19 protein-coding genes are annotated in these 25,824 nt (G+C 66.2%); 12 read left to right on the forward strand and 7 right to left on the reverse strand.

The window, feature by feature from the left end:
• Positions 1-187 precede the first annotated feature (187 nt).
• Positions 188-2,383, reverse strand: a complete 2,196-nt coding sequence (locus tag RT551_RS00180; protein WP_313454948.1) for a TonB-dependent siderophore receptor — start codon at positions 2,381-2,383, stop codon at positions 188-190.
• Between the two features lie 577 nt (positions 2,384-2,960).
• Between RT551_RS00180 and fusA the strand changes: the two genes are divergently transcribed.
• The 3 genes from fusA (at position 2,961) to RT551_RS00195 (ending at position 6,804) form a co-directional block, all read left to right on the forward strand.
• Entirely contained in the window at positions 2,961-5,000 is a 2,040-nt protein-coding gene (gene fusA / locus RT551_RS00185; protein ID WP_313454950.1) for an elongation factor G, read from the forward strand.
• A 106-nt stretch (positions 5,001-5,106) separates the two neighbouring features.
• Entirely contained in the window at positions 5,107-6,027 is a 921-nt protein-coding gene (locus RT551_RS00190; protein WP_313454952.1) for a M14 family metallocarboxypeptidase, read from the forward strand.
• A gap of 3 nt (positions 6,028-6,030) precedes the next feature.
• The gene (locus RT551_RS00195) at positions 6,031-6,804 is read left to right on the forward strand and encodes a helix-turn-helix domain-containing protein (protein ID WP_313454953.1); all 774 of its coding nucleotides are present in this window, start codon (positions 6,031-6,033) and stop codon (positions 6,802-6,804) included.
• Between the two features lie 106 nt (positions 6,805-6,910).
• Here RT551_RS00195 and RT551_RS00200 read toward each other — a convergent pair whose 3' ends face one another.
• Together RT551_RS00200 and RT551_RS00205 are read right to left on the reverse strand one after the other, a co-directional pair.
• Entirely contained in the window at positions 6,911-8,440 is a 1,530-nt protein-coding gene (locus RT551_RS00200) for a sulfite reductase flavoprotein subunit alpha (protein WP_313454954.1), read from the reverse strand.
• Between the two features lie 2 nt (positions 8,441-8,442).
• Entirely contained in the window at positions 8,443-8,871 is a 429-nt protein-coding gene (locus RT551_RS00205; RefSeq protein ID WP_313454956.1) for a PAS domain-containing protein, read from the reverse strand.
• Positions 8,872-9,088: 217 nt separating this feature from the next.
• On the opposite strand from RT551_RS00205, the gene RT551_RS00210 reads away from it, so the two are divergent.
• The 3 genes from RT551_RS00210 to RT551_RS00220 all read left to right on the forward strand — a co-directional run bounded on the left by RT551_RS00210 (position 9,089) and on the right by RT551_RS00220 (position 13,653).
• Complete coding sequence (locus RT551_RS00210; RefSeq protein WP_313454957.1) at positions 9,089-10,513, forward strand: basic amino acid/polyamine antiporter; 1,425 nt, start codon at positions 9,089-9,091, stop codon at positions 10,511-10,513.
• Between the two features lie 27 nt (positions 10,514-10,540).
• Complete coding sequence (locus RT551_RS00215; RefSeq protein WP_313454959.1) at positions 10,541-11,941, forward strand: basic amino acid/polyamine antiporter; 1,401 nt, start codon at positions 10,541-10,543, stop codon at positions 11,939-11,941.
• 104 nt (positions 11,942-12,045) lie between these two features.
• On the forward strand, positions 12,046-13,653 hold the full coding sequence (locus RT551_RS00220) for an alpha/beta-hydrolase family protein (protein ID WP_313454961.1): 1,608 nt from the start codon (positions 12,046-12,048) through the stop codon (positions 13,651-13,653).
• On the opposite strand, the gene RT551_RS00225 is transcribed toward RT551_RS00220, so the two are convergent.
• From RT551_RS00225 to RT551_RS00235, 3 genes are read right to left on the reverse strand one after another with little or no spacing between them, the layout of a single operon-like run.
• Positions 13,632-14,159 (reverse strand): YqhA family protein, encoded by a 528-nt coding sequence (locus RT551_RS00225; RefSeq protein WP_313454962.1) that lies wholly within the window; start codon positions 14,157-14,159, stop codon positions 13,632-13,634. The two genes, RT551_RS00220 and RT551_RS00225, sit on opposite strands and share 22 nt — an antisense overlap.
• Before the next feature lie 32 nt (positions 14,160-14,191).
• Positions 14,192-14,707 carry a DUF6491 family protein gene (locus RT551_RS00230; RefSeq protein WP_313454964.1) on the reverse strand — a complete coding sequence of 172 codons (516 nt, stop codon included), beginning with the start codon at positions 14,705-14,707 and terminating at the stop codon, positions 14,192-14,194.
• A 14-nt stretch (positions 14,708-14,721) separates the two neighbouring features.
• Positions 14,722-15,180, reverse strand: a complete 459-nt coding sequence (locus tag RT551_RS00235; protein WP_313454965.1) for a glycine zipper 2TM domain-containing protein — start codon at positions 15,178-15,180, stop codon at positions 14,722-14,724.
• A gap of 205 nt (positions 15,181-15,385) precedes the next feature.
• On the opposite strand from RT551_RS00235, the gene arcA reads away from it, so the two are divergent.
• From arcA to RT551_RS00265, 6 genes are read left to right on the forward strand one after another with little or no spacing between them, the layout of a single operon-like run.
• Entirely contained in the window at positions 15,386-16,636 is a 1,251-nt protein-coding gene (gene arcA, locus RT551_RS00240) for an arginine deiminase (protein WP_313454967.1), read from the forward strand.
• 19 nt (positions 16,637-16,655) lie between these two features.
• The gene (locus tag RT551_RS00245) at positions 16,656-17,807 is read left to right on the forward strand and encodes an efflux RND transporter periplasmic adaptor subunit (RefSeq protein ID WP_313454968.1); all 1,152 of its coding nucleotides are present in this window, start codon (positions 16,656-16,658) and stop codon (positions 17,805-17,807) included.
• Positions 17,804-20,914 (forward strand): multidrug efflux RND transporter permease subunit, encoded by a 3,111-nt coding sequence (locus tag RT551_RS00250; protein ID WP_313454970.1) that lies wholly within the window; start codon positions 17,804-17,806, stop codon positions 20,912-20,914. Before RT551_RS00245 ends, RT551_RS00250 begins: the two co-directional genes overlap by 4 nt.
• Positions 20,907-22,331 carry an efflux transporter outer membrane subunit gene (locus tag RT551_RS00255; protein ID WP_313454972.1) on the forward strand — a complete coding sequence of 475 codons (1,425 nt, stop codon included), beginning with the start codon at positions 20,907-20,909 and terminating at the stop codon, positions 22,329-22,331. The genes RT551_RS00250 and RT551_RS00255 overlap by 8 nt, the downstream gene beginning before the upstream one ends.
• Positions 22,331-23,782 carry a DcaP family trimeric outer membrane transporter gene (locus RT551_RS00260; RefSeq protein ID WP_313454974.1) on the forward strand — a complete coding sequence of 484 codons (1,452 nt, stop codon included), beginning with the start codon at positions 22,331-22,333 and terminating at the stop codon, positions 23,780-23,782. Before RT551_RS00255 ends, RT551_RS00260 begins: the two co-directional genes overlap by 1 nt.
• 9 nt (positions 23,783-23,791) lie before the next feature.
• Complete coding sequence (locus tag RT551_RS00265) at positions 23,792-25,183, forward strand: MipA/OmpV family protein (RefSeq protein WP_313454976.1); 1,392 nt, start codon at positions 23,792-23,794, stop codon at positions 25,181-25,183.
• Here RT551_RS00265 and RT551_RS00270 read toward each other — a convergent pair.
• Positions 25,180-25,776, reverse strand: coding sequence for a DUF308 domain-containing protein (locus tag RT551_RS00270; protein ID WP_313454978.1), 597 nt, complete (start codon positions 25,774-25,776; stop codon positions 25,180-25,182). The genes RT551_RS00265 and RT551_RS00270 overlap by 4 nt on opposite strands.
• Between the last annotated feature and the right edge of the window lie 48 nt (positions 25,777-25,824).

Consider the following 25,824-nt stretch of genomic DNA (forward strand, 5'->3'; position numbering starts at 1 on the left):
TGGATGTTTTTGACGAGCCTACAGGGATGTATTCACGGCGTGTCCCGCAAACCCACCCCGGTGCGCCCAAACACGGATGCACGTGACCACCGGCTGTTCGCCAAAAACCAACAGCAGCCGGGCAAGCCCGGCTCTACGTAGTGCATGCAATTGCAGCGGGTACGTCCGCCGCAATCACGCGATCAGATCACCAACCGAACGTCGCCGTCGCCATCACCGTGCGGCCGCTGCCGTAGTAGCAGGACGAGACGCCGGTGCAGGTGGAGACGTAGCGTTTGTCGGAGAGATTGCTGGCGTTGAGGGCCAGCTGTACGTGGGTGCTGCCCAGCTGGCCCAGGTCGTAGCGGATGGCCGCGTCGAACAGGGTGTAGGAGGGAATGCGGTACAGGTTGGCGCTGTCGCCGTAGCTTTCGCCGTTGTAGCGCGCGCCGGCGGCCAGGCTCAACCCGCGCAGTGCGCCGGCCTGGAAGGTGTAGTCAGCCCAGAACGAGGCCGTGTAGTCTGGCACCATCGCCAGCTGCTTGCCGGCGTAGGCGCTGGAACGGATCATTTCCGAATCCATCCGCGAGGCTGCGCCGATCAGGCTGAAGCCCTCGAACGGCGTGATGCGACCTTCCAGTTCGATGCCGCGTACACGGCCTTCGTCGCCCTGGATCGAACAGACCGTCGTGCCCGTGCTGCCGCAGTTGCGGTGCGCCGGATTTGGGTCGTCCACGATCATGTTCTGCTGGCGCAGGTCGTATACCGCCAGCGTCAGCAGGCCGTCCACGTTGGCAGGCTGGTATTTCAGCCCCGCTTCCCACTGTTCGCCGGTGACCGGGTCGAACGCGTTGCGGGTGAAGCTGTCCAGCGGTGACTTGGTTGACGGCTGGAACGACTCGGCGTAACTCACGTACGGCGTCAGCCCGTTCTCGAACACATACAGCACGCCCGCACGGCCGGTGAACGCCTCGTTCTTGATCACATTGTGCGGGCCCGGCTGGGAAATGCCGGTGGCAATATTGCGGGTCGCGCTCAGCGTGTCGTCCTTGGTCCAGTCATACCGACCGCCCAGGGTGAAACGCCAGTTCGCCACCGCCAGCTGGTCCTGCAGGTACACGCCGCTCTGGCGGTTCACGCCCGCCGTCGGTGTCTCCGTGCTCACCGTCGGCTGGTAGTTGTAGTACACCGGATTGAACACATCGATCGCGCGCGGGTTGCTCATCGCGCTGCGCACGCCTTCCCAGTCGGCCCGCTGCCAGTCCCAGCCCAGCAGCAGGGTGTGATCCACCGCGCCGGTGGTGAAGCGCGCCTGCAGGCGCGTGTCGAAGGTGTCGCCGTCGGAATCGCCGGTGCCCTGCACGCCGCGGCGGTTCTGGGTGCGGCCGTCGGCGTTGAGCGCACCGAAGGTCACCACGCCCCGGTACAGAGAATCGACGTGCGTGCGGCGCGCATTCTGGATCAGGGTCAGATGATCATTGAACGCGTGCTCGAACATCCAGCCTGCCGTCCACAGGGTACGGTCGAAGGTGTTCCAGCCCGGCTCGCCGATGAAGGTGGTGTTCTTCATGTAGCCGTACTGCGTCGGCTTCAGCGTGCTGGCCATCGGCAGGAACTGATACGTCGAGCCGCCGTCATCCTTCTGGTACATGCCCAGCAGGGTCAGGCGCGTGCGCTCGGCAATCTGCCAGGTGTAGCTGGGGGCCAGGAACCAGTGTTCCTGCTCGGTGTGTTTGATCTGCGTGTCGCCATTGCGGTACAGACCGACCAGCCGGCCGAGGTGGGTATTGTCGGCAGTGCCGGCACCCACGTCGAAGGCCGCGCTGTACTGCCCGTTGGCATCCAGGCCCAGGCGCAGCAGCTGTTCCTGGTCCGGTGTCGGGGTCTTGCTGACCTGGTTGACCATGCCGCCGGGTGCCATCTGCCCGTACATCACCGCCGACGGACCCTTCAGCACTTCCACGCGGGCCAGGTTCCAGCTGTCGAACATGCTGCGGTTCCACTGACTGCCCTGCGGCGCGCGCATGCCGTCCAGGGTGACATTGTTGGCCCAGCTGCCCGCATCGAAACCGCGGATGCGGAAGTCGTCGACGCGGTTGTCGATGCCGCTGCTTTCCAGGCTGACACCGGCTACATAGCGCATGGCGTCATTGAGCGACTGCACGCCGCGCGCGTCCAGTTCCGCACGTTCGATCACCGACACCGACTGCGCGGTTTCCGCAATCGCGGTGCTGGTTTTGGTCGCACCGCTGGTGCTGTTGGTGGTGCGGTAGGCGTTGACCTGGACGCTGTCGAGTTCGGTGGCGTTCTGGGCGAAGGCGGCCGGTGCGGCTACGGCCAGCACGCAGGCAAGGGCAAGCCGGCTGGGGGTCAACCGAGAGGAACGGGCAGGGGAGAAGGACATGGGGCACTCGATATTCGGAAGGGGCGCAGGCGCTGGCCTGTGCGCGCGAACCGAAGCGGCTACCAGCGTCGAAACCGTCGTGGGTACGACGTTGCGTGACGCATTTTAGAAGTTAAACCTGCATGATGCAATTGCGACCTATTCGCATATACAAAAAGCTGGCACGCGACGGTTGTTGCACATGCCGTGCCGGCCGCCCGAATTGATCGCCTGTGTTCCATAAATGAGGGCAATGTTCGCTTGCATCCGGCAATCAGAGGTCTAGAATGCGCCCCATACCCCGGACCTGAACCGAAATGACCTTGATGCCGCTCCTGACGTTTTTTACCCAGAACCGCGTTCGCGCGGAACGGGCGCGTCTGCCTTGCGGCTCAGGCGGTTGACCGGATTCCCGGTCACCTCTCAGATCCCAGACAGAGCGCCCACCGGGCGCTCTTTTCGTTTCAGCCACCGCAACCCGCAGATGACCAAGGAGAACGTGCCATGCACCTGATCGCCGAGCCCCAAATCTGGCCGCACGCCCGTTAGCCAATGACGGCGTGCGGCTCTCTCAACGTTGGCAACGAGATCGCATTCCATGAACACCCAGAACACCCTCAACCTCCGGCGCAACCTCGGCATCATTGCCCATATCGACGCCGGCAAGACCACGCTCACCGAACGCCTGCTTTGGAAAACCGGCGAGATCCACCGCGTGGGCGAAGTCCACGACGGCGCGACCACCACCGATTTCTCGGCGATCGAGCGCGAGCGTGGCATTACCATCGGTGCCGCCGCCGTGCAGGCGCATTGGGCACCGCGTGACCAGCCGCTGCATCACCTGACCCTGATCGACACCCCGGGCCATATCGACTTCGCCATCGAAGTGGAGCGCTCGCTGCGCGTGCTGGATGGCGCGGTGGCGGTGTTCTCCGCGGTCGACGGCGTGCAGCCGCAATCGGAAACGGTGTGGCACCAGGCGCGTCGGCACGGCGTGCCGCTGATTGCGTTCGTCAACAAGATGGATCGCATCGGCGCGTCGTTCGAACGCGTGCTGGATCAGCTGCAGGACAAGCTGCAGGCGCGACCGTGGGCGCTGGGCGTTCCGATCGGTGCCGAAGCGGCCTTCAGCGGCTGGGTCGACCTGGTGGATCGCAGCGTGGTGCGCTGGGACGAGGCCGGTACGCCGACCCGTACCAGCTGGAGTCCGGACGAACAGGCGCAGTGGGAGCCCGAGCGCGCCCGCCTGGTCGAGTCGGTTGCCGACCGCGACGAACTGCTGGCGGATCTGTGGCTGGGTGGCGGTGACATCGGTGCGCCGGCCCTGCGCGCAGCGCTGCGACGGGCCACGCTGGCCGGTGCCGGCGTGCCTGTGCTGGCGGGTGCGGCGTTCAAGAGCAAGGGCATTGAAACCCTGCTCGACGCTATCGTCGATTACCTGTCGGCACCGGAAGATCGGCCGGCGGTGGTCGCTGAAGACGCCCAGGGTGAGGTGGTGCTGCCGCCGGAGGCATCTGGTCCGTTGGCGGCGCTGCTGTTCAAGATCACCCACCAGCATCACGGTGCGCTGAGCTTCGTGCGCCTGTACTCGGGCACGCTGCGGGTGGGCGATACGCTGGCCAGTTCGCAGCATCCGCAGGGACGGCGGGTCAGCCGGCTGGTGCGCGTGCAGGCCGACCAGACCCACGACATCCAGCAGGCCGTGGCCGGTGACATCGTGGCCGTGCTTGGCTGGAAGGACGCGGTGAGCGGTGAAACGCTCAGCGCACCGGCACATCCGTTGCGTCTGGACGCGATCCAGGCGCAGCAGGCGGTGCTGGCGTGGCGGCTGACCGCGGAGAAGGCATCCGACCTGATCCGCATCAGCCAGGGCCTGGCCAGCCTTGCCCAGGAAGACCCGTCGTTCCGCGTCGATACCGATGCGGACACCGGTGAAACCCTGGTCTGGGGCATGGGCGAGCTGCACCTGGAGGTGATGGTCGAACGCCTGCGTACGGAGTGGAACGTCAACGTACGTACCGGCGCGCCACGCGTGGCCTACCAGGAAACGCCGAAGCAGGCCGCGCGTGCGGTGGAAGGCAAGGTGGTCAAGCAGACCGGCGGTTCGGGTCAGTTTGCCCGCGTGGTGATCGATGTGACCCCGCGCGACGATGGCGAGGTCAGCTTCGAGGATCGCACCGTGGGCGGGGTGATTCCACGTGGGTTTGTGGCGGCGGTGGAGAAGGGCGTACGTGCAGCGCTGTCGGAAGGTCCGCAGGGCCATCCGGTGGTGGGCCTTACGGTCACCCTCACCGATGGCCAGACCCATGCCAAGGACTCCTCCGACATGGCCTTCCATCGCGCGGGTGCGGAGGCGGTGAAAGCCGCGCTGGCCCAGGGCGGTACGCGTCTGCTGGAGCCGGTGATGGAGATCGCCATCCATGTGCCGTCGGTGCATGTGGGCGACGTGGTGGGCGACCTCAACCGTCGCCACGGGCGGGTGTCGTCCATTGATGACCTGGGCGGTCGTGCCGAGGTGGTCGGACTGGCACCGCTGGCGCAGCTGTCCGGTTACACCACGGCGCTGCGCTCGTTGACCCAGGGACGGGCATCGAGTGACATGCGTTTCACCGGGTATGAAGAGGTGCAGGCCGCATGAAGCGGGGAGGGGAGCCGGGGTGCCGGCTCCCCTTTTTGTTTGGGGTTCCGACGACACGCATGGCGTGTCGCTACAATGGTGGCGAACGAAACTGGAAATCTGCGCCATGACGACTTCACACTTCTATCCGGTCGGTTCGCCCGGCCAGCCTTGGGGCGATGAAGAACGCACGCAGTGGCGTCAGCGCCAGATCGTGCAGCGCAGCCACGCGCGTGATGTGGTTGAGGTGCTGCAGGATCTGCCGGCCACGCTTGAGGTGGTTCAGTACGGTGAGCTGGAAACCGGTCCTGATCGTTACCCGCTGCTGGCCGTGGTCAGCCGCGACTGGAATGTCGCGTTGCCGACCGCGCTGGTCACTGGTGGCGTGCACGGCTATGAAACCAGTGGCGTGCATGGTGCACTGCAGTTTCTGCAGCAGCATGCGGCTGATTACGCAGGCCGGCTCAACCTGGTCGTGGTGCCCTGCGTGTGTCCCTGGGGCTATGAGCGCATCCAACGCTGGAATCATGATGCGGTGGACCCCAACCGCAGTTTCCGCAATGGCGGCCTGATCGTCGAATCCGCCGCACTGATGAACTGGATCAGCGCGCAGGGCATCACGCCGCTGGTGCACCTGGACCTGCACGAGACCACCGACAGTGACGCGCACGAATTTGATCCTGCGCTGGCCTCGCGTGATGGCAAGGCCTGGGTGCCGGAAACCATTCCGGACGGGTTCTACGTCATCGGCAACAGCGAGAACCCCGAGCATGCGTTCCAGAAGGCGCTGATTGCTGCGGTGGAGCCCATTACCCACATCGCACCGGCGGACGCGCAGGGGCATCTGGTGGGGCTGCCGCTGCAGTCGCACGGCGTGGTCTGGGGTGAATCGCGCTCGATCGGGGCCTGCGCCGGCTTCACCGATGCGCGCTTTGCCACCACCACTGAAGTCTATCCGGACAGCCCACGCACCGATGCGGCCGAATGCAATGCGGCGCAGGTGGCGGCGGTGCGTGCCGGACTGGATTTCGCGCTGGCGGCGCGCTGATTCGTGACCGCACGCACTGCAACCGGTGCCACCCCGAATCCGGCGGCGGCCGACGACGGTGACGCCCTGCATTTCTGCAGCACCTGTGCCTTTTCCGAAGCCTGCATGTCGCAGGGGTACGACAAGCAGGCGCTCGGCGAACTGCACGTACTGGTGGACCACGTCGGCCCGTTCAAGGCCGGTGAGTATCTGTTCCGCGCCGGTGATCCCTTTGACGCCATTGCCGCCGTGCGTGCGGGCATGGTCAAGACTTTTCTAGTTGACAGCCAGGGGGTGGAGCAGGTGCTCGGCTTCAGCCTGCCGGGGGAGGTGATCGGGCTCAATGCGATTCATGGTGCCCGCTATCCGTGCAACGCCGTCGCCCTGGATACGGTGTACCTGTGCCGGTTCTCGTTCCCGAAGATGAGCGTGCTGGCCAGCCGCATGCCGGGGTTGCAGGCAAAGTTGTTCAGCCTGCTCAGCGCGGAGATCGGCAAGGTCACCATGCTGGCGGCCAATCACCGGTCAGATGCGCGCCTGGCGGCGTTCCTGCTGGACCTGTCCGGGCGTTATGCCCAGCGCGGTTTTTCGGCAACGCGTTTCAACCTGACCATGACCAAGCTGGACATCGCCAACTACCTGCGCATGGCTCCGGAAACCACCAGCCGGGTGCTGCGTCGGTTCAGTGACGAGCAACTGATTGTGATGAATCAGCGCGAGATCGTGCTGCTGCAGCCTGAGCGCCTGCAGGCGCTGGCGGACGTGGACCCTCCGCCGTCGGCAACAGCAACCCCGTAGAGCGGGGCTTGCCCCGCTGCTTTTCGCGGTACCGCCGAAAGCAGCCGGGCAAGCCCGGCTCTACATGTCTTCGCCATCATCGCCAGCCCGTTGGCAGTTGCGCAGGTCAGTAAAGCTCACAGTGCAATCGGCCCTGCTCACGCAGCAGGCTCCACGCATCCGCCTGCCCGAACGCCGCCGCACCCAACTGATTGATGGCCTGCTGCAACGCGCCGTCCAGATGCCGCTTGTTACCACACAGATACAGGTGTGCCCCACGAGCAATCAGATCCACCACCGATCCGGCCTGCTCTGCCAATGCATGTTGCACGTAATACTTCTCACTGCCATCGCGCGAGAATGCGGTGTGCAGCCGGGTGATCCAGCCCTGTTCCTGCCAGGCCTGCAACTGCGACTGGTACAGGAAGTCCCGCGCACGATGCTTCTCACCAAACACCAGATGCACTTCACGCGGTGTCCCGGCGCTTGCCAGTTCCTGCACCAGCCCCATCAGTGGCGCGATGCCCGTGCCGGTGCCGACCATCAGCAAGGGGGCTGTGCTGTCGGCCGCCAGGTGGAAGCCCGGATTGGAACGGCAATACACCTTCGCCGTCGCGCCACCGTGCAGGAGGCCGGAGGTAGCGGTGCCCACACGCTCGCGCCCGTTGCGCAGATAACGCACTTCGCGGATGCACAGACTGACGCTGTCGCCGCCGGACGAGGCAATGGAGTAGGCACGCGGCAGACACGGCGACAGCCGTTCCAGCAGTGCCGGCAGCGGTACGCTGTCGGGGGTGGCATGGTCGCTCAGCACGTCCAGCAGGTCGGCACCGTGCAGATAGCTTTCCAATGCGGGTCGCTGGCTGGACTTGAGGAGGTCCTTCAGGGGCTCGCTGCCGCTCATCCGAGCCAGATCGCGCAGCAATCCCTTGCCCAGTTGCCGCAGTTCACGATGGCGCAGCAGTTCAACAGCGGCGGGGTCGCCATACCAGTCCGCAATCGCCTGCAGCAACGCCGGGTCGTTCTGCGGCACCACATGCAGGGTGTCACCAGCACGCCACTGCATGCCGCTGCCGCGCAGGTCCAGCTGCACCTGCCACGCGGCGGGTTCACTGAGACTGAGCCGCCGGCGTTCGATGACCGGCGCAATGAACGCGTCATCCGCACTGTAGGCGCTGACCTGCAGGCGCAGGTCGCGACCCGCATCCGGGGCTCCGTTCAGCACCTCGCCCAGCACCGGTGCCCATTTCGCGAAGAAGCCTTCATACCCGGCATCCGCATCCACGCGCTGCAGCAGCGGCTGTGCCTGTTTCTCGCCGAGCAGCGCATCGAGTGCCTTGGTGAAGCCGCAGAACCGGGGGTAGCCGGTGTCGCCCAGGCCGAACACCGCATAGCGCAGCCCGGGCAGCGCGGGGTGCTGGCGCAGTGCGTCGGCGAAGCGTTCGGCATTGGCCGGTGGCTCGCCGTCGCCAAAGGAGCTCGACAGCGCCAACAGCACGTCGCCGGCGCCCAACCCGGCGACATCGATATCGTTGAAGGGCAGCACCTGCGGTGCGTGCGCGGTCAAGGCCGGAAACGTGCCCAGACGCAGCGCCAGGGCACGGGCCGTGCCGGACTCGGAGCCGTAGCCCACCAGTACGCGGCGGATCGGAGACATGCTCAGGCGGCCTCGTAGAAGTCGTCGAACTTTTCCTTGCTGAACTCCACCGCATCGAACTGCGTCATCAGGTCGTTCACCACCCGGCGGATGCTGATATAGCCGTTGATCTGTCCCGCGTCGTCGAACAACGGCTGCACCGTGGTGTCCACGACATACAGCACGCCGCCCTTGCCGAGGTTCGGCACGATGCCGGTCCAGGTCTTCCCGACCTTGATGGTGTCCCACATGTCCTTGTACACGGCCTTGGGCACATCCGGATGGCGCACCAGGCTGTGCGGCTGGCCGATCAGTTCCTCACGCTTGAAGCCGGTCAGCGTGCAGAACAGGTCGTTGGCATAGGTGATGTTGCCCTGCAGGTCGGTGGTGGAGATGACCATCACGTTCTGAACGGCATCAAGCAGTTGTGCGGTGCTGGGCTGGTAGGACATTGGATCTTCCTCGGGGTGTGGACGGTGATTTCGGTGGCCCCAGCATGCGCAGCCCAGCGGAAGGGCGACATGACATTGGTCAAGCCGAGGCCAGCGCGGCCTGCGGCAGGGTGTCGCAGCCGCGCTACCGTAATTTCCTGCGTAGAACTACTGACGCCGGGCGGGGAGGGTTCCTGCATGATCGGCAGGACGTCCTTGCTGAATACCGGTGGCTGCCATGAATTCCACTGTCGTCAAGATGACGCGCGCCCAGCTCACTGCCATGGTGGTGGGGGGCATGATCGGCGCGGGTATCTTCTCCCTGCCGCGTACCTTCGCCGGCGCGACCGGACCACTGGGTGCCGTGGTGGCCTGGCTGATCGCCGGTCTGGGCATGTACACACTGGCCCGGGTGTTCCAGATGCTGGCCGAACGCAAGCCGGCACTGGATGCCGGCGTGTTCGCCTATGCCAAGGAAGGATTTGGCGACTACCCGGGCTTTCTGTCCGCTTTCGGCTACTGGATAGGCAGCTGCATCGGCAACGTGTCCTACTGGGTGCTGATCAAATCCACACTGGGCGCGTTCTTTCCGGTGTTCGGCGACGGCAACACCGTCGTGGCCATTCTGGTGGCCTCCGCCGGCATCTGGCTGTTCCATTTCATGATCCTGCGCGGGGTGCAGCAGGCGGCGGCGATCAACAAGATCGTCACCATCGCCAAGGTGATCCCCATCCTGGTGTTCCTGGCGATCATGGCGTTCGCCTTCAAGATGGACATGTTCCAGTTCAATTTCTACGGCGGCGACCTGACCGGCAGCATCTTCGAGCAGGTCCGCGCCACCATGCTGGTTACGGTCTTCGTGTTCCTCGGCATCGAGGGGGCAAGCGTGTACTCGCGCTATGCGAAAGACCGCTCCGACGTAGGCGCGGCCACCGTCACCGGCTTCCTGGTGGTGACCACGCTGATGGTACTGGTCACCTTGCTGCCATATGCGGTGGTTCCGCGGGCGGATATCGCCGCCATGCGGCAGCCCTCGATGGCGGCGCTGCTGGAGGCGGTGGTCGGGCACTGGGGTGCGGTGTTCGTCAGCGTGGGCCTGCTGGTCTCGGTGCTGGGGGCCTACCTGACCTGGTCGCTGATCTGCGCGGAGGTGTTATCGGCGGCTGCGCGTACCCGTGACATGCCCAAGGTGTTCGCGCGTGAGAACGCCAACGGGGTGCCCTCGGCCGCACTGTGGGCGACCAACATCATCATCCAGCTGATTGTGATCAGTACTTACTGGTCGCGCGATGCCTTCTCGCTGATGCTCAACCTGACCAGCGCGATGTCGCTGATTCCGTTCCTGCTGGTGGCCGCGTACGGCCTGCAGGTGACACGACGGGGCGAGACCTACGACGTGCGTCCGCAGGAACGCAACCGCGACCTGATACTGGCCGTTGTGGCCACGATTTATACCGTGTTCCTGCTGTATGCCGGAGGCATCGAGTTCATCGTGCTGTCGGCCGTGCTGTATGCACCGGGCAGCCTGCTGTACCTGTGGGCGCGGCGGGAACAGGGCGCGAGGGTGTTCAACAAACCGTCCGACGTGGTGATTCTGGCGCTGGCGGTGATCGCGGCAGCCGTGGGCATCTACTGGATCGCCACCGGCTACATCCAGATCTGACCCCGCTCACCGGTCCCTGCCACGGCGATGAGTCCGCCCTCCGACCGCCGCACGTTGAGCCTGCTCGAGCTGACCGCACTGGTGGTCGGCTCGATGATCGGGTCGGGCATCTTCGCGCTGCCGGCCGCATTCGCCACCCGCACCGGCATCTACGGAGCGCTGCTGGCGTGGGCGATTGCCGGCACCGGCATGCTGATGCTGGCGCTGGTGTTCCAGTCGCTGTCGCGGCTGAAGCCGGAACTGGATACGGGCATCTATGCGTACGCGCGGGCCGGCTTTGGTGACTTCGCCGGGCTGCTGTCCGCGGTGGGTTACTGGCTGGGCTGCTGCCTGGCGGATGTGGCCTGCCTGATTCTGATCAAGGCCACGCTGGGGCTGTTCTTTCCGGTGTTTGGCGACGGCAGCAATGCGCTGTCGATCGTGTGCGCGTCGGTGCTGCTGTGGGGGTTTCACTTCCTGATTCTGCGCGGAATCAAGGAAGCCGCATTCCTGAACACCATCGCGACGGTGGCCAAACTGGTACCGCTGGCGGTGTTCGTGGTGTTCGTGGTGCAGGGCGTCCGCGCCGATGTGTTCGCTTGGAACCTGTGGGGCGGGGACGCGCCCGGGGCGGACACCCTGCTGCGACAGGTGCGTGGCACGCTGTTGCTGACGGTGTTCGTATTTGTCGGTATCGAAGGGGCCAGCGTTTACTCACGCTACGCGCGACGTCGCGAGGATGTGGGCATTGCCACGGTAGCCGGGTTCCTGGGCGTGCTGTGCCTGTTGGTGATGGTGACGGTTCTGTCTTACGGCATCCTGCTGCGCCCGGATCTGGCCGCGCTGCGTAATCCATCGATGGCCGGGGTGATGGAGGCAGTAGCGGGGCGATGGGGCGCGGTGTTCATCAGCATCGGGTTGCTGGTCTCGGTGCTGGGCAACTACCTGTCGTGGTCGTTGCTCGCAGCGGAGGTGCTGCATTCGGCTGCGCTCAACGACGCCATGCCGCGCGCACTGGCCGGTGAGAACCGGGCCGGGGTGCCGAGCACCGCGTTGTGGCTGACCAACGGAGTGATCCAGCTGTTCCTGCTGGTGAGCTGGTTCGCCGAGTACGCATTCACCCTGGCCTTGATGATGACCAGTGCGATGACGCTGGTGCCTTACCTGCTGGTGGCGGCGTATCAGTTGAAGCTTTCCGCGTCCGCCTCCCGCATGCGCTGGATCGCCGGCGGCGCGACCTTCTACACCGCGGCCATGCTGCTGGCCGGGGGCAGCCGCTACCTGCTGCTGTCCAGCCTGCTGTATCTGCCGGGCGCGCTGCTGTTCTGGGCGTGGCAGCGGCATCGCGGCATTGCATTCCGTCCTGCTGAGACCTTGGTGCTCGGCCTGCTGGCCGGTATGGCGGCGGTGGCGGTGTACGGGTTGGTCAGCGGACGGTTGCAGCTGTGAACGCGCTGGCGCGGCCGCGCGTGCCCTCCTGGCTGGTAAACGCGGTGCGGCCGTGGCGCGGCCCGCTATGCCGTACCGGAGAGGTGCTTGGTGCCTTCTGTTTCATGGCTTCATTGACCCCCAGCCTGGTGCCGCGCGGCTACATTGCCCAGGGGCTGCTGAGCGGCGTGTGTTTCGCGCTGGGTTATCTGCTGGGTGTGGGTCTTTCAGGTGGTTGGCACCTGCTGCAGCTGCCGGAGCTGGGTCGGGGTCGATTGCAGCAGGTATTGCGCTGGTTGCCGCTGGTCTGCCTGCTCGGCTGCGCGGTGCTGGTGTGGTGGGTGCGCCCGTGGCAGGACGCGGTGCGTGCGGTGATGGGGCTGGCCCCCATGGAGCAGACCTACTCGCTGCGGCTGCTGCTGATCGCGCTGGTTACCTTCGCGGTGCTGTTGGCAGTGGGGCGGGCCTTTGTCTGGGTGGCGCGCCGTGTCGGCAGGTCCGCGCGCCGGCGCGTTCCCGCCCCAGTGGCCGGCGTACTGGGCGTCAGCGTGGCGGCGGTGCTGTTCTTCTTCCTGGCCAATGGCGTGCTGTTGCGTGGGGCGCTGCATCTGGCCGATGCCTCCTTTCGCCAGGCCGATGCGTTGATTCCCCCCGATCCGCGTGCCCCGACCGATGCGCTGCAGACCGGCGGACCGGGTTCCTGGGTGAGCTGGGAGCAGATGGGGCGCGCCGGCCGCGACTACGCGAGTAGTGGCCCCTCGGCGTCGGAGATTTCTTCCTTGATGGGTCGGCCGGCACTGCGCCCGCTGCGGGTTTACGTGGGCCTGCCTGCGGCGGACACGGCGCAGGCGCGGGCGCGGTTGGCGTTGCGCGAGCTGCAGCGGCAGGGTGGGTTCCAGCGCAGCACTCTGGTGGTGATTACCCCGACGGGCACCGGCTGGGTCGACCCGGCCGCGGTGGACAGCCTGGAGGTGCTCCTGCGCGGCGACGTGGCCAGCGTGGCGGTGCAGTACTCGTATCTGTCCAGCCCGCTGTCGCTGCTGGTGGAGCCGGAGTACGGCCAGGAGAGCGCGCAGGCGCTGTTCGCGGAGATCTACAGCTACTGGCGCACCCTGCCGGAGCAGCAGCGGCCGCGCCTGTACGTGCATGGCTTGAGCCTGGGGGCGATGAACTCCGAGCGCTCGGTGAACCTGTTCGACATGATCGATACGCCCATCCACGGCGCGCTGTGGAGCGGACCGCCGTTCGCCACGCGCTACTGGCGGCAGGTCACCGACAGCCGGGTGGAAGGCTCGCCAGAATGGCGGCCGGTGTTCCGTGACAGCCGCAGCGTGCGCTTCATGAACCAGGACGGCAGCGCAGTGCCGGCGGCTGCACCGTGGGGGCGCATGCGGGTGGTGTACCTGCAGTATGGAAGCGATGCAATCACCTTCTTCCGGGCGCAGGATGCGTGGCGTGAGCCGGAATGGATGGACGCGCCGCGGGCCTCGGACGTCGCTCCCGCGGTGCGCTGGTATCCGCTGGTGACCATGCTGCAGCTGGCGCTGGACATGCTGCTCGCGGACCGTACCCCGATGGGCTACGGACACGTGTTCGCACCCGCGCACTATGTGCTGGGCTGGCAGGCCGTGCTGGGTCTGGAGGACATGGATGCCGACGCGGTCACGCGGTTGCAGCAGCAGCTGGATGCGCGGCGGCGCGCACAGCGCGATCAGACCGGGGGCGGGGGCTGAGTGGGTGCATCACGGTGCGTGCCGGGCAGGCGTGCCAGACGGTCGGTGACCGACAGCACCACCGCGGACAGCAGCAGCACGCAGTGCAGGATTGCCATCCAGCGCAGCACCTCCGGGTCCACCGGCTTGCCTTCCTCCAGCTTCATGAAGATGCGCAACAGCGCGATCGCGGAAATGGCGGTGATCGAGCCCATCAGCTTCATCTTCATGCCGCTGAAGTCGACCGTGCCCATCCAGGCCGGGCGCCGCTCATGGCCGGATTCGATGCGGGCCACGAAGTTCTCGTAGCCCGCCAGGATGACAATCAGGAGCAGGTTGGCGATCAACGACAGGTCGATCAGTGCCAGGGCCAGCAGCACGGCGTCTACCGGCCCGAGCGACGCGATCCGAACCAGATGTTCGTAGAGTTCGCGCAAGAACACCCACAGCAGCAGCAACAGGGCGACCACCAGCCCGAAGTAGAACGGTGCCATGATCCAGCGCGCATCGAACAGGCTGCGCGACATGGACCGGGCCGCCAGCTGTCGGAAGGCCCGTCTCATGGCTCCTGCGAGGGCAGGTAGTCGCCGGGACGATCACTGACCTCCGGACCGGTATCCTCGACCACATCGGCGGCACGATCCGAGCGCACGGTCGCACGCATTTCCCGTCGCGCGTCACGCAGGCCGGTGCCGTCCAGCGGGCGGATGCGCATGATGCGACACGACTGTGGCATCGCGACGCTCACCGTCCGCGGGATCACGCTGTCCCATCGCGCGCTTACCGTTCCGAACGAGTTGGTGATCTGCACGGTGTGTGCAATCGCCAGGCCGGTGCAGCGCCCGCGCAGCTGCAGCAGATAGCCACGGCTCTGGCTGATCCACACTGCCAATGCGCGGTCGCCGAGTGGCGTCCACTGCGTATGCCGGACGAACCGGGTCAGGCGGAAGGACTGCACCGGCGGACCCGCATGCTCGAAGTACAGCGCGATACGCTGGTCGGTGGTCATTGTGGGCGTCGTCGAGCACCCGGCCAAGGCGAGGCTCACACCCAGCATCAACATACGCAGGCGCATGGCGGCGACTCCTTTCAGCGACTGACGCGCGTGGTCACACCATCACTGGAAACGCGCACGCGGTCGCCCACGCGGTAGTCGGCGGAGGTGCCGTCCTGGGCCACGGCAACGGTGCGACCGTTCTCCAGTTGAACCGTGATCTCGACGCCATTACGAGCCGAACGGGACAGCGCGTTGCCGGCTGCGCCGCCCGCAGCGGCACCGGCAATGGCACCCACCGCGTTGGCACGGCGCCCGCCACCGATCGTGCTGCCGGCGATGCCGCCAATGGCCGCACCGGTGACCGTGGCCACGCCGCGCGAATCGTTCTGGATCTGAACGTCGCGGATGGACTGGATGGTGCCCCATTCCACGGTCTGCGCACGACCCACTTCGGATCGGTTGAAGGTGCTGGGGGTGGTGTGGGTGGAGCATGCGCCGGCCAGCAATGCGGCGGCCAGCAGCGCGGGAAGCGTGATGGGGCGAAGTTTCATGATGCATCTCCTGAAGCAGGGGAGAAAATGCGCGGTGCGTACACCGGGCTGCCTTGGTGAAGGAGTATGCGCGTGGATCGGGCAGTGCGAATTCAGTGTTTCAGGCAGCCGCTCTCGGTATTTCTACTGCTTTCTACGTAAGCGCGCTCGTTTGCCTGTCTTCGGCGACTAGGATCAATTCATCTACCGTCGCGGAGAAGCTCCCATGTCCAACGCCCCCGTTTATGGCGTCCACTCCGAAGTTGGAACCCTGCGCAAGGTCATGGTGTGTGCGCCGGGGCTGGCGCACATGCGACTGACGCCGCGCAACAAGGACGAATTGTTGTTTGACGATGTGATCTGGGTCGACAACGCCAAGCGTGACCATTTCGATTTCATGTCGAAGATGCGCGACCGCGGTGTCGAGGTGGTGGAGATGCACAATCTTCTTGCCGAAACCGTCGAGATCGAGGAAGCCCGCAACTGGATCCTGGATCACCAGATCAACGCCAATGAAGTGGGCGTGGAGTTCATGTCCGAAGTCCGCTCCTACCTGCAGGGGTTGCCCGCGCGAAAGCTGGCCGAAGTGCTGATCGGCGGTCTCAGTGTGGTGGATCTGCCCGAGGATTTCAGTGGTCCCACACTGCAGGCCGTGCGCGAGGTGCCGGATCTGGTCGGTTACCTGCTGCCACCGCTGCCGAACACGCTGTACACCCGCGACACCACCTGCTGGATCTACCAGGGGGTGACGCTGAATCCGTTGTACTGGCCGGCGCGGCATGAAGAGACCATTCTCACCACGTCGATCTACAAGTTCCATCCGGACTTCGCCTCGGCCGATTTCCCGATCTGGTTCGGTGACCCTACCCAGGACCATGGCAACGCCACCCTGGAAGGCGGCGACGTACTGATTGCCGGCAATGGCATCGTGCTGATCGGCATGAGTGAACGCACCTCGCGCACCGCCATCACCCAGTTGGCGCAGTCGCTGTTCAAAAACAAGGCGGCCACCCGGGTGATCGTCGCGGTGATGCCGAAGCTGCGCTCGGCGATGCATCTGGATACGGTGTTCACCTTCGCTGACCGCGATGTGGTCACCGTGTTTCCGGGAATCGTCGACCAGATCCACCCGATCTCGCTGTACCCCAGTGACAAGGAACCCGGATTCGAGATCGTGTTCGAGAAAGCCCACTTCAACGATGTGGTCGCACAGGCACTGGGCTTCAAGAAGCTGCGCATCGTGGAATCCGGCGGCGACCGCTACGCCGCCGAGCGTTCGCAGTGGGACAGCGGCAACAATCTGGTGGCAATGTCGCCCGGCGTCGTGGTGGCCTACGACCGCAGCACCGCGACCAACACCGGCCTGCGCAAGGAAGGCATCGAGGTGATCAGCATTGTGGGTGCCGAGCTTGGGCGCGGGCGTGGTGGCGGGCACTGCATGACCTGCCCGTTGATCCGCGACGCGGTGGCCTTCTAACAGCGCGGAGGTGCCTGCGATGGGTATCCGTCGATCCAGGGCAGGTAGCTGGCCGTGGTGGATCGTGTTGACCGTGGCGCTGGCCGGTTGCGGAAGTGAGGACGGGCCAGCCGCTGGTCAGCGCCCCCCTGTTCGGGTGGATGTGGAAACCGTGACCGCGCAGGCGGTGCCCAACCTGGTGGAGCTGCCTGGCCGGGTGGAGGCCGCGCGCTCGGCCGAGGTGCGTGCGCGCGCCGACGGCATCGTCGAGCGCCAGCTTTACGTGGACGGCACCGATGTCGCTGCCAATGCGCCTCTGTTCCGGATCGACCCGCGTGACCTGCAGGCACGGCTGCAACAGGCGCGTGCCTCGCTGGCGTCGGCCAAGGCCGCACGCGCGCAGACCGCCGCCTTGCGTGCGCGCTTGTCGGCGCTGGTGCAGCGCAAGGCCGTGAGCGTGCAGGAGTACGAGTCGGCACAGGCGTCGTTCCGGCAGGCGGATGCGGCACTGCTGGAGGCCCAGGCCGCCGTCGATCGCGCCACCCTGCAGCTGGACCACGCCACCGTGCGTGCGCCGATTGCCGGGCGTGCGGGTCGTGCGCAGGTCAGCGAGGGCGCGCTGGTCAGTGCCGCCGGGGCCACGCTGTTGACCCGGATCGACCAGCTCGACCCGGTCTTCGTGATCTTCAATCCCTCGCATATCGCCATGAATGAGCTCGAGCGGGGAATCACGGCCGGACGCGTGGTGCTGGCCGATGACCGCAAGGTGGCGGTGACCGTGCTGCTGGATGACGGCACGCCCGTGTCTACCCCGGGCGTGCTGGACTTCAGCGAAACCGCGATCGATCCGGCCACCGGTAGTCGCACGTTGCGTGCCCGCCTGCCCAATGCGGAGGGGCGCCTGCTGCCGGGCCAGTTCGTGCGCGGCATCCTGACCGTTGGCACGGTACCGAATGGCATCAGCCTGCCCGAGCGTGCCATCCAGGTGGGCGAAGACGAATCCAGCGTGATGGTGGTCAACGACGATGGCATCGCCATGCGCCGGCCGGTGATGCTGGCCGGGCAGTCAGGTGGACGCTGGGTGGTGCAGTCAGGGCTGAAGCCCGGTGAGCGGGTCATCGTGGATGGCTGGCACAAGATCCAGCCGGGGCAACCGGTCAGCGTGGCATCGCCCAAGGATGCGCCGCGATGAACCGCTATTTCGTTGACCGCCCGGTACTGGCCTGGGTGATCGCGCTGTTTGCGATCCTGTTCGGTGCCATCGCGCTGAGCCGCCTGCCGGTGGAGCAGTACCCGGATGTGGCCCCGCCGTCCCTGAGCATTTCGGCCACCTTCGTGGGTGCCGATGCACAGACCCTGGACCGCACCGTGACCTCGGTGATCGAGAACGAACTCAATGGCGTGGACGACTTTCTGTTCATGTCGTCCACCAGCCGCGCCAACGGCACCGCGCAGATCCGGGTCACCTACCGCAGCGGCACCGACCTCGATGTGGCACGCGCGCAATTGCAGGACCGCCTGGCGCGGGTGGAGCCGCGTCTGCCCGACGAAGTCCGGCAGATGGGGGTGCGCGTCACCCAGGCCAGCAATGGGTTCCTGATGCTGATCGCGCTGCAGTCCGAGGGCGACCAGTACTCGGCCCTCGAGCTGGGCGACTTCGCCGCCAACAATGTGGCCGATGAACTGCGCCGCCTGCATGGGGTGGGGGACGTTTCGCTGTTTGGCTCCAGCTATGCCATGCGGATCTGGCTGGACCGCGAGAAACTGCTGAGTTACGGCATTGCCCCGGGCGAGGTGATGGCCGCGATCCGCGAGCAGAACGCCCAGACCGCCGGTGGCGGGCTGGGCCTGCAGCCCACCACGGCCGAGACCGAAACCACCGCGCAGATCGTGCTGCGTGGCCGCTTCAGCACGCCCGAGCAGTTCCGCCAGGTGATCCTGCGCTCCACCCCAGGTGCCGCCACGGTTCGTGTGGGCGACGTGGCCCGGGTCGAGCTGGGGCAGGACACCTACGCGTTCAACCTCAGTCTCAATGGCCGTCCTACCGCCGGCCTGGCGGTGTCGCTGGCGTCCGGGGCCAATGCGCTGGCGACCGCGACCGCCGTGCGCGAGCGCCTGCAGCAGCTGGAGGCCAGTTTTCCCGAAGGCATGGTGTGGGTGACCCCGTTTGACACCACGCCCTTCATCACCGAATCGGTACGCGGCGTCGCCCTGACCATGGTGCAGTCGATGCTGCTGGTGTCGGTGGTGGTGCTGCTGTTCCTGCAGAGCTGGCGGGCGATGTTCCTGCCCACACTGGTGGTGCCGATCTCGCTGCTGGGGGCCTGCGTCGGTCTGCTGGCGCTGGGCGTATCGATCAACCTGCTGTCACTGTTCGCGATGGTGGTGGCGATCGGCATCCTCAACGACGATGCGATCGTCATCGTCGAGAACGTCGAGCGGATCATGCGCGAGGAAGATCTTCCCGCGCCCGATGCGACCGCCAAGGCGATGGGCCAGCTGAGCGGGGCGATCATCGCCACCACCCTGGTGCTGCTGGCGGTGTTCATTCCGATGGGGTTCTTCCCGGGTTCGGCCGGCGGCATCTACCGGCAGTTCGCGGTGACCCTGAGCGTGTCGCTGGTGGTATCGACGGTGCTGTCGCTGACCCTGGCCCCGGCGATCTGCGCGGCGATGCTGCGGCCGCGCGCCGAAACGGCGCGCAAAGGCCCGGTGCAGCGCGTGTTCGCATCGATCAACGCGGGCCTGGAGCGCAGCAGCCAGGGCTACGCCGGTGGCGTGGGGCGGATGCTGCTGAGGCCGTGGCTGTGGATCGCGGTGTTCGTGATCGTGGTGGCACTGACCGCCCTGTTGTACATGCGGTTGCCCGGGGGCTTCCTGCCGGATGAGGATCAGGGCTACCTGTTCGTGGCCTACAACGCGGCACCCGGTGCCACCATGGCGCGCACCCGCGCCGCCGCGGAGCAGGCCGAGGCGATCCTGCGTCGCCAGCCGGAAGTGCGCAACGTGGCCACGGTGGTGGGCTTCAGCTTCTTCGGCCAAGGCCAGGCGGTGGGCATGTCGTTTGTCGACCTGCACCCATGGGCAGAGCGCGGCGGCCGGGAGCAGGGCGCGATGGCGTTGGCGCAACGGATGAATGCCGCGTTCTCACAGATTCCGCAGGCCCAGGTATTCGCACTCAATCCGCCGGCGATCCAGGCACTGGGCAATGCATCGGGTTTCAGCATGAAGCTGGAGGATCGCGCCGGGGTGGGCAGCACCGGATTGAACGCTGCTGCGATGGCGATGACCGCGCAGGCGGCGGCCAGCCCGCTGCTCGCCGGGGTCCGTCCCGAAGGCATGCCACGCGCACCGCAGCTGTTCGTGGACATCGACCGCACCCAGGCGCGTGCGCTCGGTGTGCCCTTGAGCCAGGCCAACCAGGCGCTGGGCATTCTGTTCGGGTCGGCGTACGTGAACGATTTCGTCCGCCAGGGCAACGTGCTGCGCGTGTTCGTGCAGGCCGATGCCGCGCAGCGCATGCGCGCCGAAGATGTCAGCGACCTGCGCGTGATCGGCAGCCAAGGGCAGTCGGTTCCGTTCTCGGCGTTCGCGCGTACGCGCTGGACGGTGGGCGAGCAACAGGTGGAGCGCTACAACGGCTTCCTTTCGGCCACCGTATCAGGGCAGGGCGCACCGGGTGTATCCAGTGGCGCGGCGATGCGGGAGATGGAGCGGATAGCGGGCGACGTGCTGCCGGCGGGCGTGCGCTTTGAATGGACCGGTACCGCACGCGAGGAGCAGGAAGCGGCGGGGCAGGTCGGGCTGCTGCTGGGTCTGGCGTTCGTGGTGGCGTTCCTGCTGCTGGCCGCCCTGTACGAAAGCTGGATCACGCCGGTGATCGTGCTACTGGTGGTACCGCTGGGCATTCTGGGCGCGGTGCTGTTCACGGCCGCGCGTGGCATGTCGGCAGACGTGTACTTCACGGTCGGGCTGGTGACCATCATTGGCCTGGCGGCCAAGAACGCGATTCTGATCGTGCAGTTCGGGCTGGATGAGGAGGCGCAGGGCGTGCCACCGCGCGAAGCGATTCTGCGCGCGGCGCACCAGCGCCTGCGTCCGATTCTGATGACCAGCCTGACCTTCATCGTCGGCATGGTGCCGCTGGTGATCGCCACCGGTGCCGGTGCTGCCAGCCGCCAGGCGGTGGGTACCGGCGTGCTGGGCAGCATGCTCAGTGCGACCGTGCTGGGCATCTTCTTCACGCCGTTGTTCTACTACCTGCTGCGACGCAGGGCGGCGGAGAAGGCAGATGCGTAGCCGGCCTGCACGTGGGTGGGTACTTGCGCTGGTGGCAACCGCGCTGTGCGGCTGCAACCTTGCACCGCCGTATGTGCGTCCCGAGGTCGCGGTGCCGGCGTCCTACGTGACTTCGATCGACGCGCCCGTGCAGGACACCGGGGGGAGCGCGCCGGCCATTGGCTGGTCTGCCTATTTCCAGGATCCGGTGCTGCAGGGCTTGATTGAACAGGCGCTGCGTTACAACCGGGATCTGGCAGCGGCGACGGCGCGCATGGAACAGGCCCGCGCGCAGTTCCGTATCCAGCGCAGCCAGCGTTTGCCGGGGCTGGAGATCAGCGGGTCAGGCCAGCGCCTGCGCACGCCCGTAAGCGCGGCGGATGGTGCGGCAAGGGTGACCGTGGACAGCTATGCCGTGCAGGTGGGCATCCCGGCTTTCGAGCTCGACTTCTGGGGTCGCGTGGCCAATCTCAGCGAAGCCGCTCGCCGCCAATACCTGGCCACGGCCGAAGCACGAGACGCGGCTGCCCTGAGTTTGATCGCGACCGTCGCCGCCACCTACTACGCCGTGCGTGCCAGCGAAGCTGGCATTGTGCTGGCCGAACGCTCGCTGGCCAGCCGGCAGGAAACCCGCGAACTGGCGCAATTGCGCATGGATGCCGGGCTCACCTCGTCGGTGGACTTCAACCAGTCATATGCATTGGTGACCCAGGCCGAGGTGCAGTTGGCCGAGCTGCGACGCAGCCATGGCCAGGCGGTGCAGCTGCTGCAGTTCCTGGTGGGCACCCCGTTGCCGCCTACGCTGCCCGCAGGACGGCCGCTGGAACCGGATGCGCAACTGGCCCGGCTGCAACCCGGGTTGCCCTCGGAACTGCTGGAGGCGCGACCGGACGTGCGCCTGGCCGAACAGCAGCTGCGCGCCGCCAATGCCAACATCGGTGCGGCGCGCGCCCTGTATTTTCCCTTGATTGCGCTCACCGGGGCAGGGGGCTATGCCTCCAGCGATCTTTCCGGTCTGGTGTCGGACAGCAACCGGGTGTGGTCATTCGGGGCCGGTGCGGTGTTGCCGCTGCTGGACTGGGGCGCACGCCGGGCACGCGTTGACGCTGCGGTCGCCACCCGCGACGAACGCGAAGTGAGCTACCAGTCCACCGTGCAGAACGCCTTCCGCGAGGTGGCCAGCGGTTTGGTGGCCGCCGAACAGAACGACCGCCAGATCGCGGCGCAACTGCAGGCGGTGCAGGTGCAGCTGGCCTTGGTGGAAACCGCACAGGACCGCTACGAGGTGGGCCTGACCCCGTATCTGGAGGTGCTGGATGCCGAGCGCAACCACTTCACCGCCGAGCAGACCCTGCTGCAGCTGCGCGCCAGTGCGCTGCAGGACGCCGTGAACCTCTACGCCGCGCTGGGTGGCGGCCAACTGACGAGGAGCCCGTGATGCGCCTTCCCCTCTCGCTGCTGTGCCTGGCCAGCGTCGTCTTGCCAGGCACCGTTGCAGCCCAGACCCGCGATGCCGACCAGGATGCGGAAATCCAGCGCCTGCGCCAGACTGTTGAACAGCTCACAGCGCGCATCCAGGCGCTGGAAGGCGGGCAGGCCACGAGCACGCCACCGGCAGCACCGGTCGGCGTGGCTGCAACGCCCGGTGCCGTCAGCGCCCCAGCGGCTGTGCCGGCTGCTCCGGCGGCAGTGGCCACGCCGACGGTGTTGAACGTGACCCTCTCGCCTCTGCCCGCACGCGATTCGTTCGACGAGGATGACCAGGCTGCTGCCCGCATGGACAACGAGGTGCCACCGGGCGATGAGCTGGAAGGGTTCTTCGCGCTGCCGGGCACTTCCACCTGGTTGCGCCTGAGCGGCTACGCCAAACTGGATGCGATGTATGACACGGACGATGCCGGTGACAGTGACCAGTTCATCACCTCGGAAATCCCGGTGGATGGTGGGCGCAGCAAAGGGCGCTTCAACATGCATGCGCGGCAGACCCGCTTCACCATCGAAGCGCGCCGCGATACCGGTGCAGGGCCGCTGCGTTTCGTGCTGCAGAATGACTTCTTCGGCTCAGGCGGCAGCTATGGGTACCGCCTGCGCCATGCGTATGGACAACTGGGCAACACGTACGCCGGCTTTGGCTGGTCCGCTTTCATGGACCTGGACTCCGGTCCGGACACGATCGACTTTGCCGGCCCTGGCGCGTCTCCTTCGGCCCGGGTGGCCAGCATCCGTCAGTACATTCCGTTACGTGGCGGCAACCAGCTGATCGTCGCCGCCGAACACCGTGCGCCCGAGCTGCAGCTCGCCGGTGCCACGCAGGAATCACGCACCGCGGCCCCCAACCTGGTGTTGGCCGCGCGGCACGAAGCCGACTGGGGCAGTGTGCAGCTGGCCGGTGTGCTGCGCTACCTGGCGTTCGATTCGGCGCGCAACAGTGGCGAAGGCAGTGACAGCACCACCGCCGGCGGGCTGGCCTTCAGCGGCACCTGGGGCGGCAGCAGCGGCAGCTACTTCGTGTTCGGTGCAGTGGGCGGGCAGGGCATTGCCGCCTACCTCGGCGACCTGGGCGGACTGAACCTGGACGGCGTGGTGGACGCGGACAATCACCTGCAGACCCTGCAGCAGTATGGCGGCTGGGTGGGCTACACGCACCGCTGGTCGCAGCGCTGGCATTCCACCCTGACCTGGAGCCGGCTGTACCTGGAGCGCGATGCGCTGTTGGATCCTTCTGTGTTCCGGCGCAGCGACTATGCTGCGGCCAACCTGATCTGGCAGCCGGCACCGAGCTGGAGCTGGGGCGCGGAAGTGCTGTACGGCAAGCTGCAGGAACAAAGCGGAGCCAGTGCCGATGTGTTCCGCGTGCAGACCGCGTTGAAGTACGACTTCATCAAGTAGGAGGGTGCCATGAACCTGCAGCGCACAGGGACATGGCGGCTGCTGGCCGCCGCGATTGCGATGGCCTGCACAACGCCGGCGCTCGCCCAGGACGCCATGCTCGGCACGCTGCTGGAGGAACCCGGCAGTGCAGGACTGGGCTTTCTGATGCGGGTGGAGTCGTCACCGTACAAAGGGGCCGATGATCGCGTCGACCTGCTGCCGTTGTACCTGTATGAAGGTGAGCGCTTCTTCCTGCGCTCCAATGCAGCGGGTGTGCGGCTGGCAACCCAGGACGACCAGGGACTGGAGCTGTTCGTCGAGCGTCGACTGGAGGGCTACCCCGAAGACGAAACGCCAGAGATTCTCGAAGGGCTGCGCACCCGCAACGGCGAAGCCGACCTTGGTGCACGCTACTACTGGAAGCATCAAGGCCACACCTGGGACCTGAGCGTGCGCCAGGACATCTCAAGTACCTCCAAAGGCTCCGAAGTGCGCGCGGGCTATGGCTATCTGTGGCGGGGCCAGCGCTGGGACGTACAGCCGGTGCTGAGCCTGGAGTGGCGCAGCTCCAAGCTCAATGACTACTACTTCGGCGTGGAGCCGTATGAGGCCACGGCAGAGCGCCCCGCCTATGCCGCCGGATCCGGCCTGGATGTCACCGCCGGCCTGTACGCCCGATATCGCTTCCTGCAGCACTGGAGCCTGTTGGGCGGGGTGTACGCCACCCAGCAATCCAGTTCGGTGCGCAACAGCCCGCTGGTCGATGACCGCGTGCAATGGGGTGCGCTGCTGGGTGCCGCATACGACTTCGGCAACGGCCAGGTGCGCTGGGACGACGATACCAGCCCCACCTACGTCAAGGTGTTCTACGGCCGCGACTCGGCCGACGGCTGCCATATGGTCAAGATCATGACCTTCAGCTGCACCGACCTCAATGACGTCGACCCCACCGACATATGGGGCGTGCACGTGGGCAGGCCGTTTGTTTCAGAACTGAACGGCTGGCCGCTGGACCTGGTCGGCTATGTCGGCGTGCTGCGCCACGACGAGAAGGGCCATCAGCCCGATTCCTGGCAGATCGATGCCTACATGAAGGCGTTCTACTATGGCTTCCCGTGGTCGCATCGGGTCAAGACCCGGATCGGATTCGGCTTCGGGCTCTCCTATGCCGAGCGCGTGCCCTATGCCGAGGTGCAGTCGCAGGCACGCCGCGAGCGCAATACCTCCAAACTGCTGAACTATCTGGATCCCAGCATCGACGTCAGCCTGGGCGACATTTTCGGCAGCCGTCGCTGGCACGACCTGTATCTGGGCGTAGGCATCTCGCACCGGTCCGGCATCTTCGGCTCGGCGCAGATGCTGGGCACGGTGGACGGCGGCTCCAATTACATCTACGCCTATCTGGAGGCCGCACTCTAGCGCGGGTCGGAATCCGGCTTTTGGTCGCGCTCGTGGCGGGCCAGCAGGGCGATGGAGATGTAGGCCAATCCCATCGCCAGCATCGCCAACCCGACACCCCAGGAGGCGGCGGCCCGCCCTGCCCAGGCCACACCGGTGACACAGATCACCGCGGCGACCAGGGCGATCACCCCGGAGACCAGCGAGATCCAGCGTCGACCGCCGTCACTGAATCCAAAGGCGAGGCTGAACTGGGCCAGGGCCTGCACGGCCAGCACCGCGGCGACCGTGGTGGCCACCGCGTAGGCCGCCCATTCCGGGTGGGTATAGATGGCAATGCCGCCAATGATCTGTGCCGCGCCGAGTGCGATGGTCATGGCGAAGCTGGGCAGGCCGCGCAGCAGGAAGGCCTGCGACAGCTGCAGGGCACCGGCAATCACCAGCAGCGCGGCCACCAGCACGGTCATCGTGCGTACCAGCAGTGACGCGGCATACAAGCCCACGATGCCGACCAGAACCAGCAGCACGCCCAGAATCAGTAGACGACGCCAGTGCACCTTCATGGCCACGCCAATGGAACCGGGTTCGCGGCCGAGGCGGGAGAATACGGTCATGCCGGTACTCCAAGCGATGGACTGAGTGCCATTAGGGCGCTGCATCGC

The organism is Stenotrophomonas sp. (genome assembly GCF_032103445.1).
In the GTDB taxonomy this organism is placed as follows: Bacteria; Pseudomonadota; Gammaproteobacteria; order Xanthomonadales; family Xanthomonadaceae; genus Stenotrophomonas.

Bases quoted from the DNA above. Each gene is read 5' to 3' on its own strand.
- RT551_RS00225 (WP_313454962.1), bottom strand. From the start codon at position 14,159: ATGTCGCGCAGCCTGTTCGATGCGCGCTGGATCATGGCACCGTTCTAC.
- RT551_RS00235 (WP_313454965.1), bottom strand. From the start codon at position 15,180: ATGAAACTTCGCCCCATCACGCTTCCCGCGCTGCTGGCCGCCGCATTG.
- arcA (WP_313454967.1), top strand. From the start codon at position 15,386: ATGTCCAACGCCCCCGTTTATGGCGTCCACTCCGAAGTTGGAACCCTG.
- RT551_RS00230 (WP_313454964.1), bottom strand. From the start codon at position 14,707: ATGCGCCTGCGTATGTTGATGCTGGGTGTGAGCCTCGCCTTGGCCGGG.
- fusA (WP_313454950.1), top strand. From the start codon at position 2,961: ATGAACACCCAGAACACCCTCAACCTCCGGCGCAACCTCGGCATCATT.
- RT551_RS00200 (WP_313454954.1), bottom strand. From the start codon at position 8,440: ATGTCTCCGATCCGCCGCGTACTGGTGGGCTACGGCTCCGAGTCCGGC.
- RT551_RS00255 (WP_313454972.1), top strand. From the start codon at position 20,907: ATGCGTAGCCGGCCTGCACGTGGGTGGGTACTTGCGCTGGTGGCAACC.
- RT551_RS00180 (WP_313454948.1), bottom strand. From the start codon at position 2,383: ATGTCCTTCTCCCCTGCCCGTTCCTCTCGGTTGACCCCCAGCCGGCTT.
- RT551_RS00190 (WP_313454952.1), top strand. From the start codon at position 5,107: ATGACGACTTCACACTTCTATCCGGTCGGTTCGCCCGGCCAGCCTTGG.
- RT551_RS00220 (WP_313454961.1), top strand. From the start codon at position 12,046: ATGGCTTCATTGACCCCCAGCCTGGTGCCGCGCGGCTACATTGCCCAG.
- RT551_RS00270 (WP_313454978.1), bottom strand. From the start codon at position 25,776: ATGACCGTATTCTCCCGCCTCGGCCGCGAACCCGGTTCCATTGGCGTG.
- RT551_RS00265 (WP_313454976.1), top strand. From the start codon at position 23,792: ATGAACCTGCAGCGCACAGGGACATGGCGGCTGCTGGCCGCCGCGATT.
- RT551_RS00250 (WP_313454970.1), top strand. From the start codon at position 17,804: ATGAACCGCTATTTCGTTGACCGCCCGGTACTGGCCTGGGTGATCGCG.
- RT551_RS00205 (WP_313454956.1), bottom strand. From the start codon at position 8,871: ATGTCCTACCAGCCCAGCACCGCACAACTGCTTGATGCCGTTCAGAAC.
- RT551_RS00215 (WP_313454959.1), top strand. From the start codon at position 10,541: ATGAGTCCGCCCTCCGACCGCCGCACGTTGAGCCTGCTCGAGCTGACC.
- RT551_RS00210 (WP_313454957.1), top strand. From the start codon at position 9,089: ATGAATTCCACTGTCGTCAAGATGACGCGCGCCCAGCTCACTGCCATG.
- RT551_RS00260 (WP_313454974.1), top strand. From the start codon at position 22,331: ATGCGCCTTCCCCTCTCGCTGCTGTGCCTGGCCAGCGTCGTCTTGCCA.
- RT551_RS00245 (WP_313454968.1), top strand. From the start codon at position 16,656: ATGGGTATCCGTCGATCCAGGGCAGGTAGCTGGCCGTGGTGGATCGTG.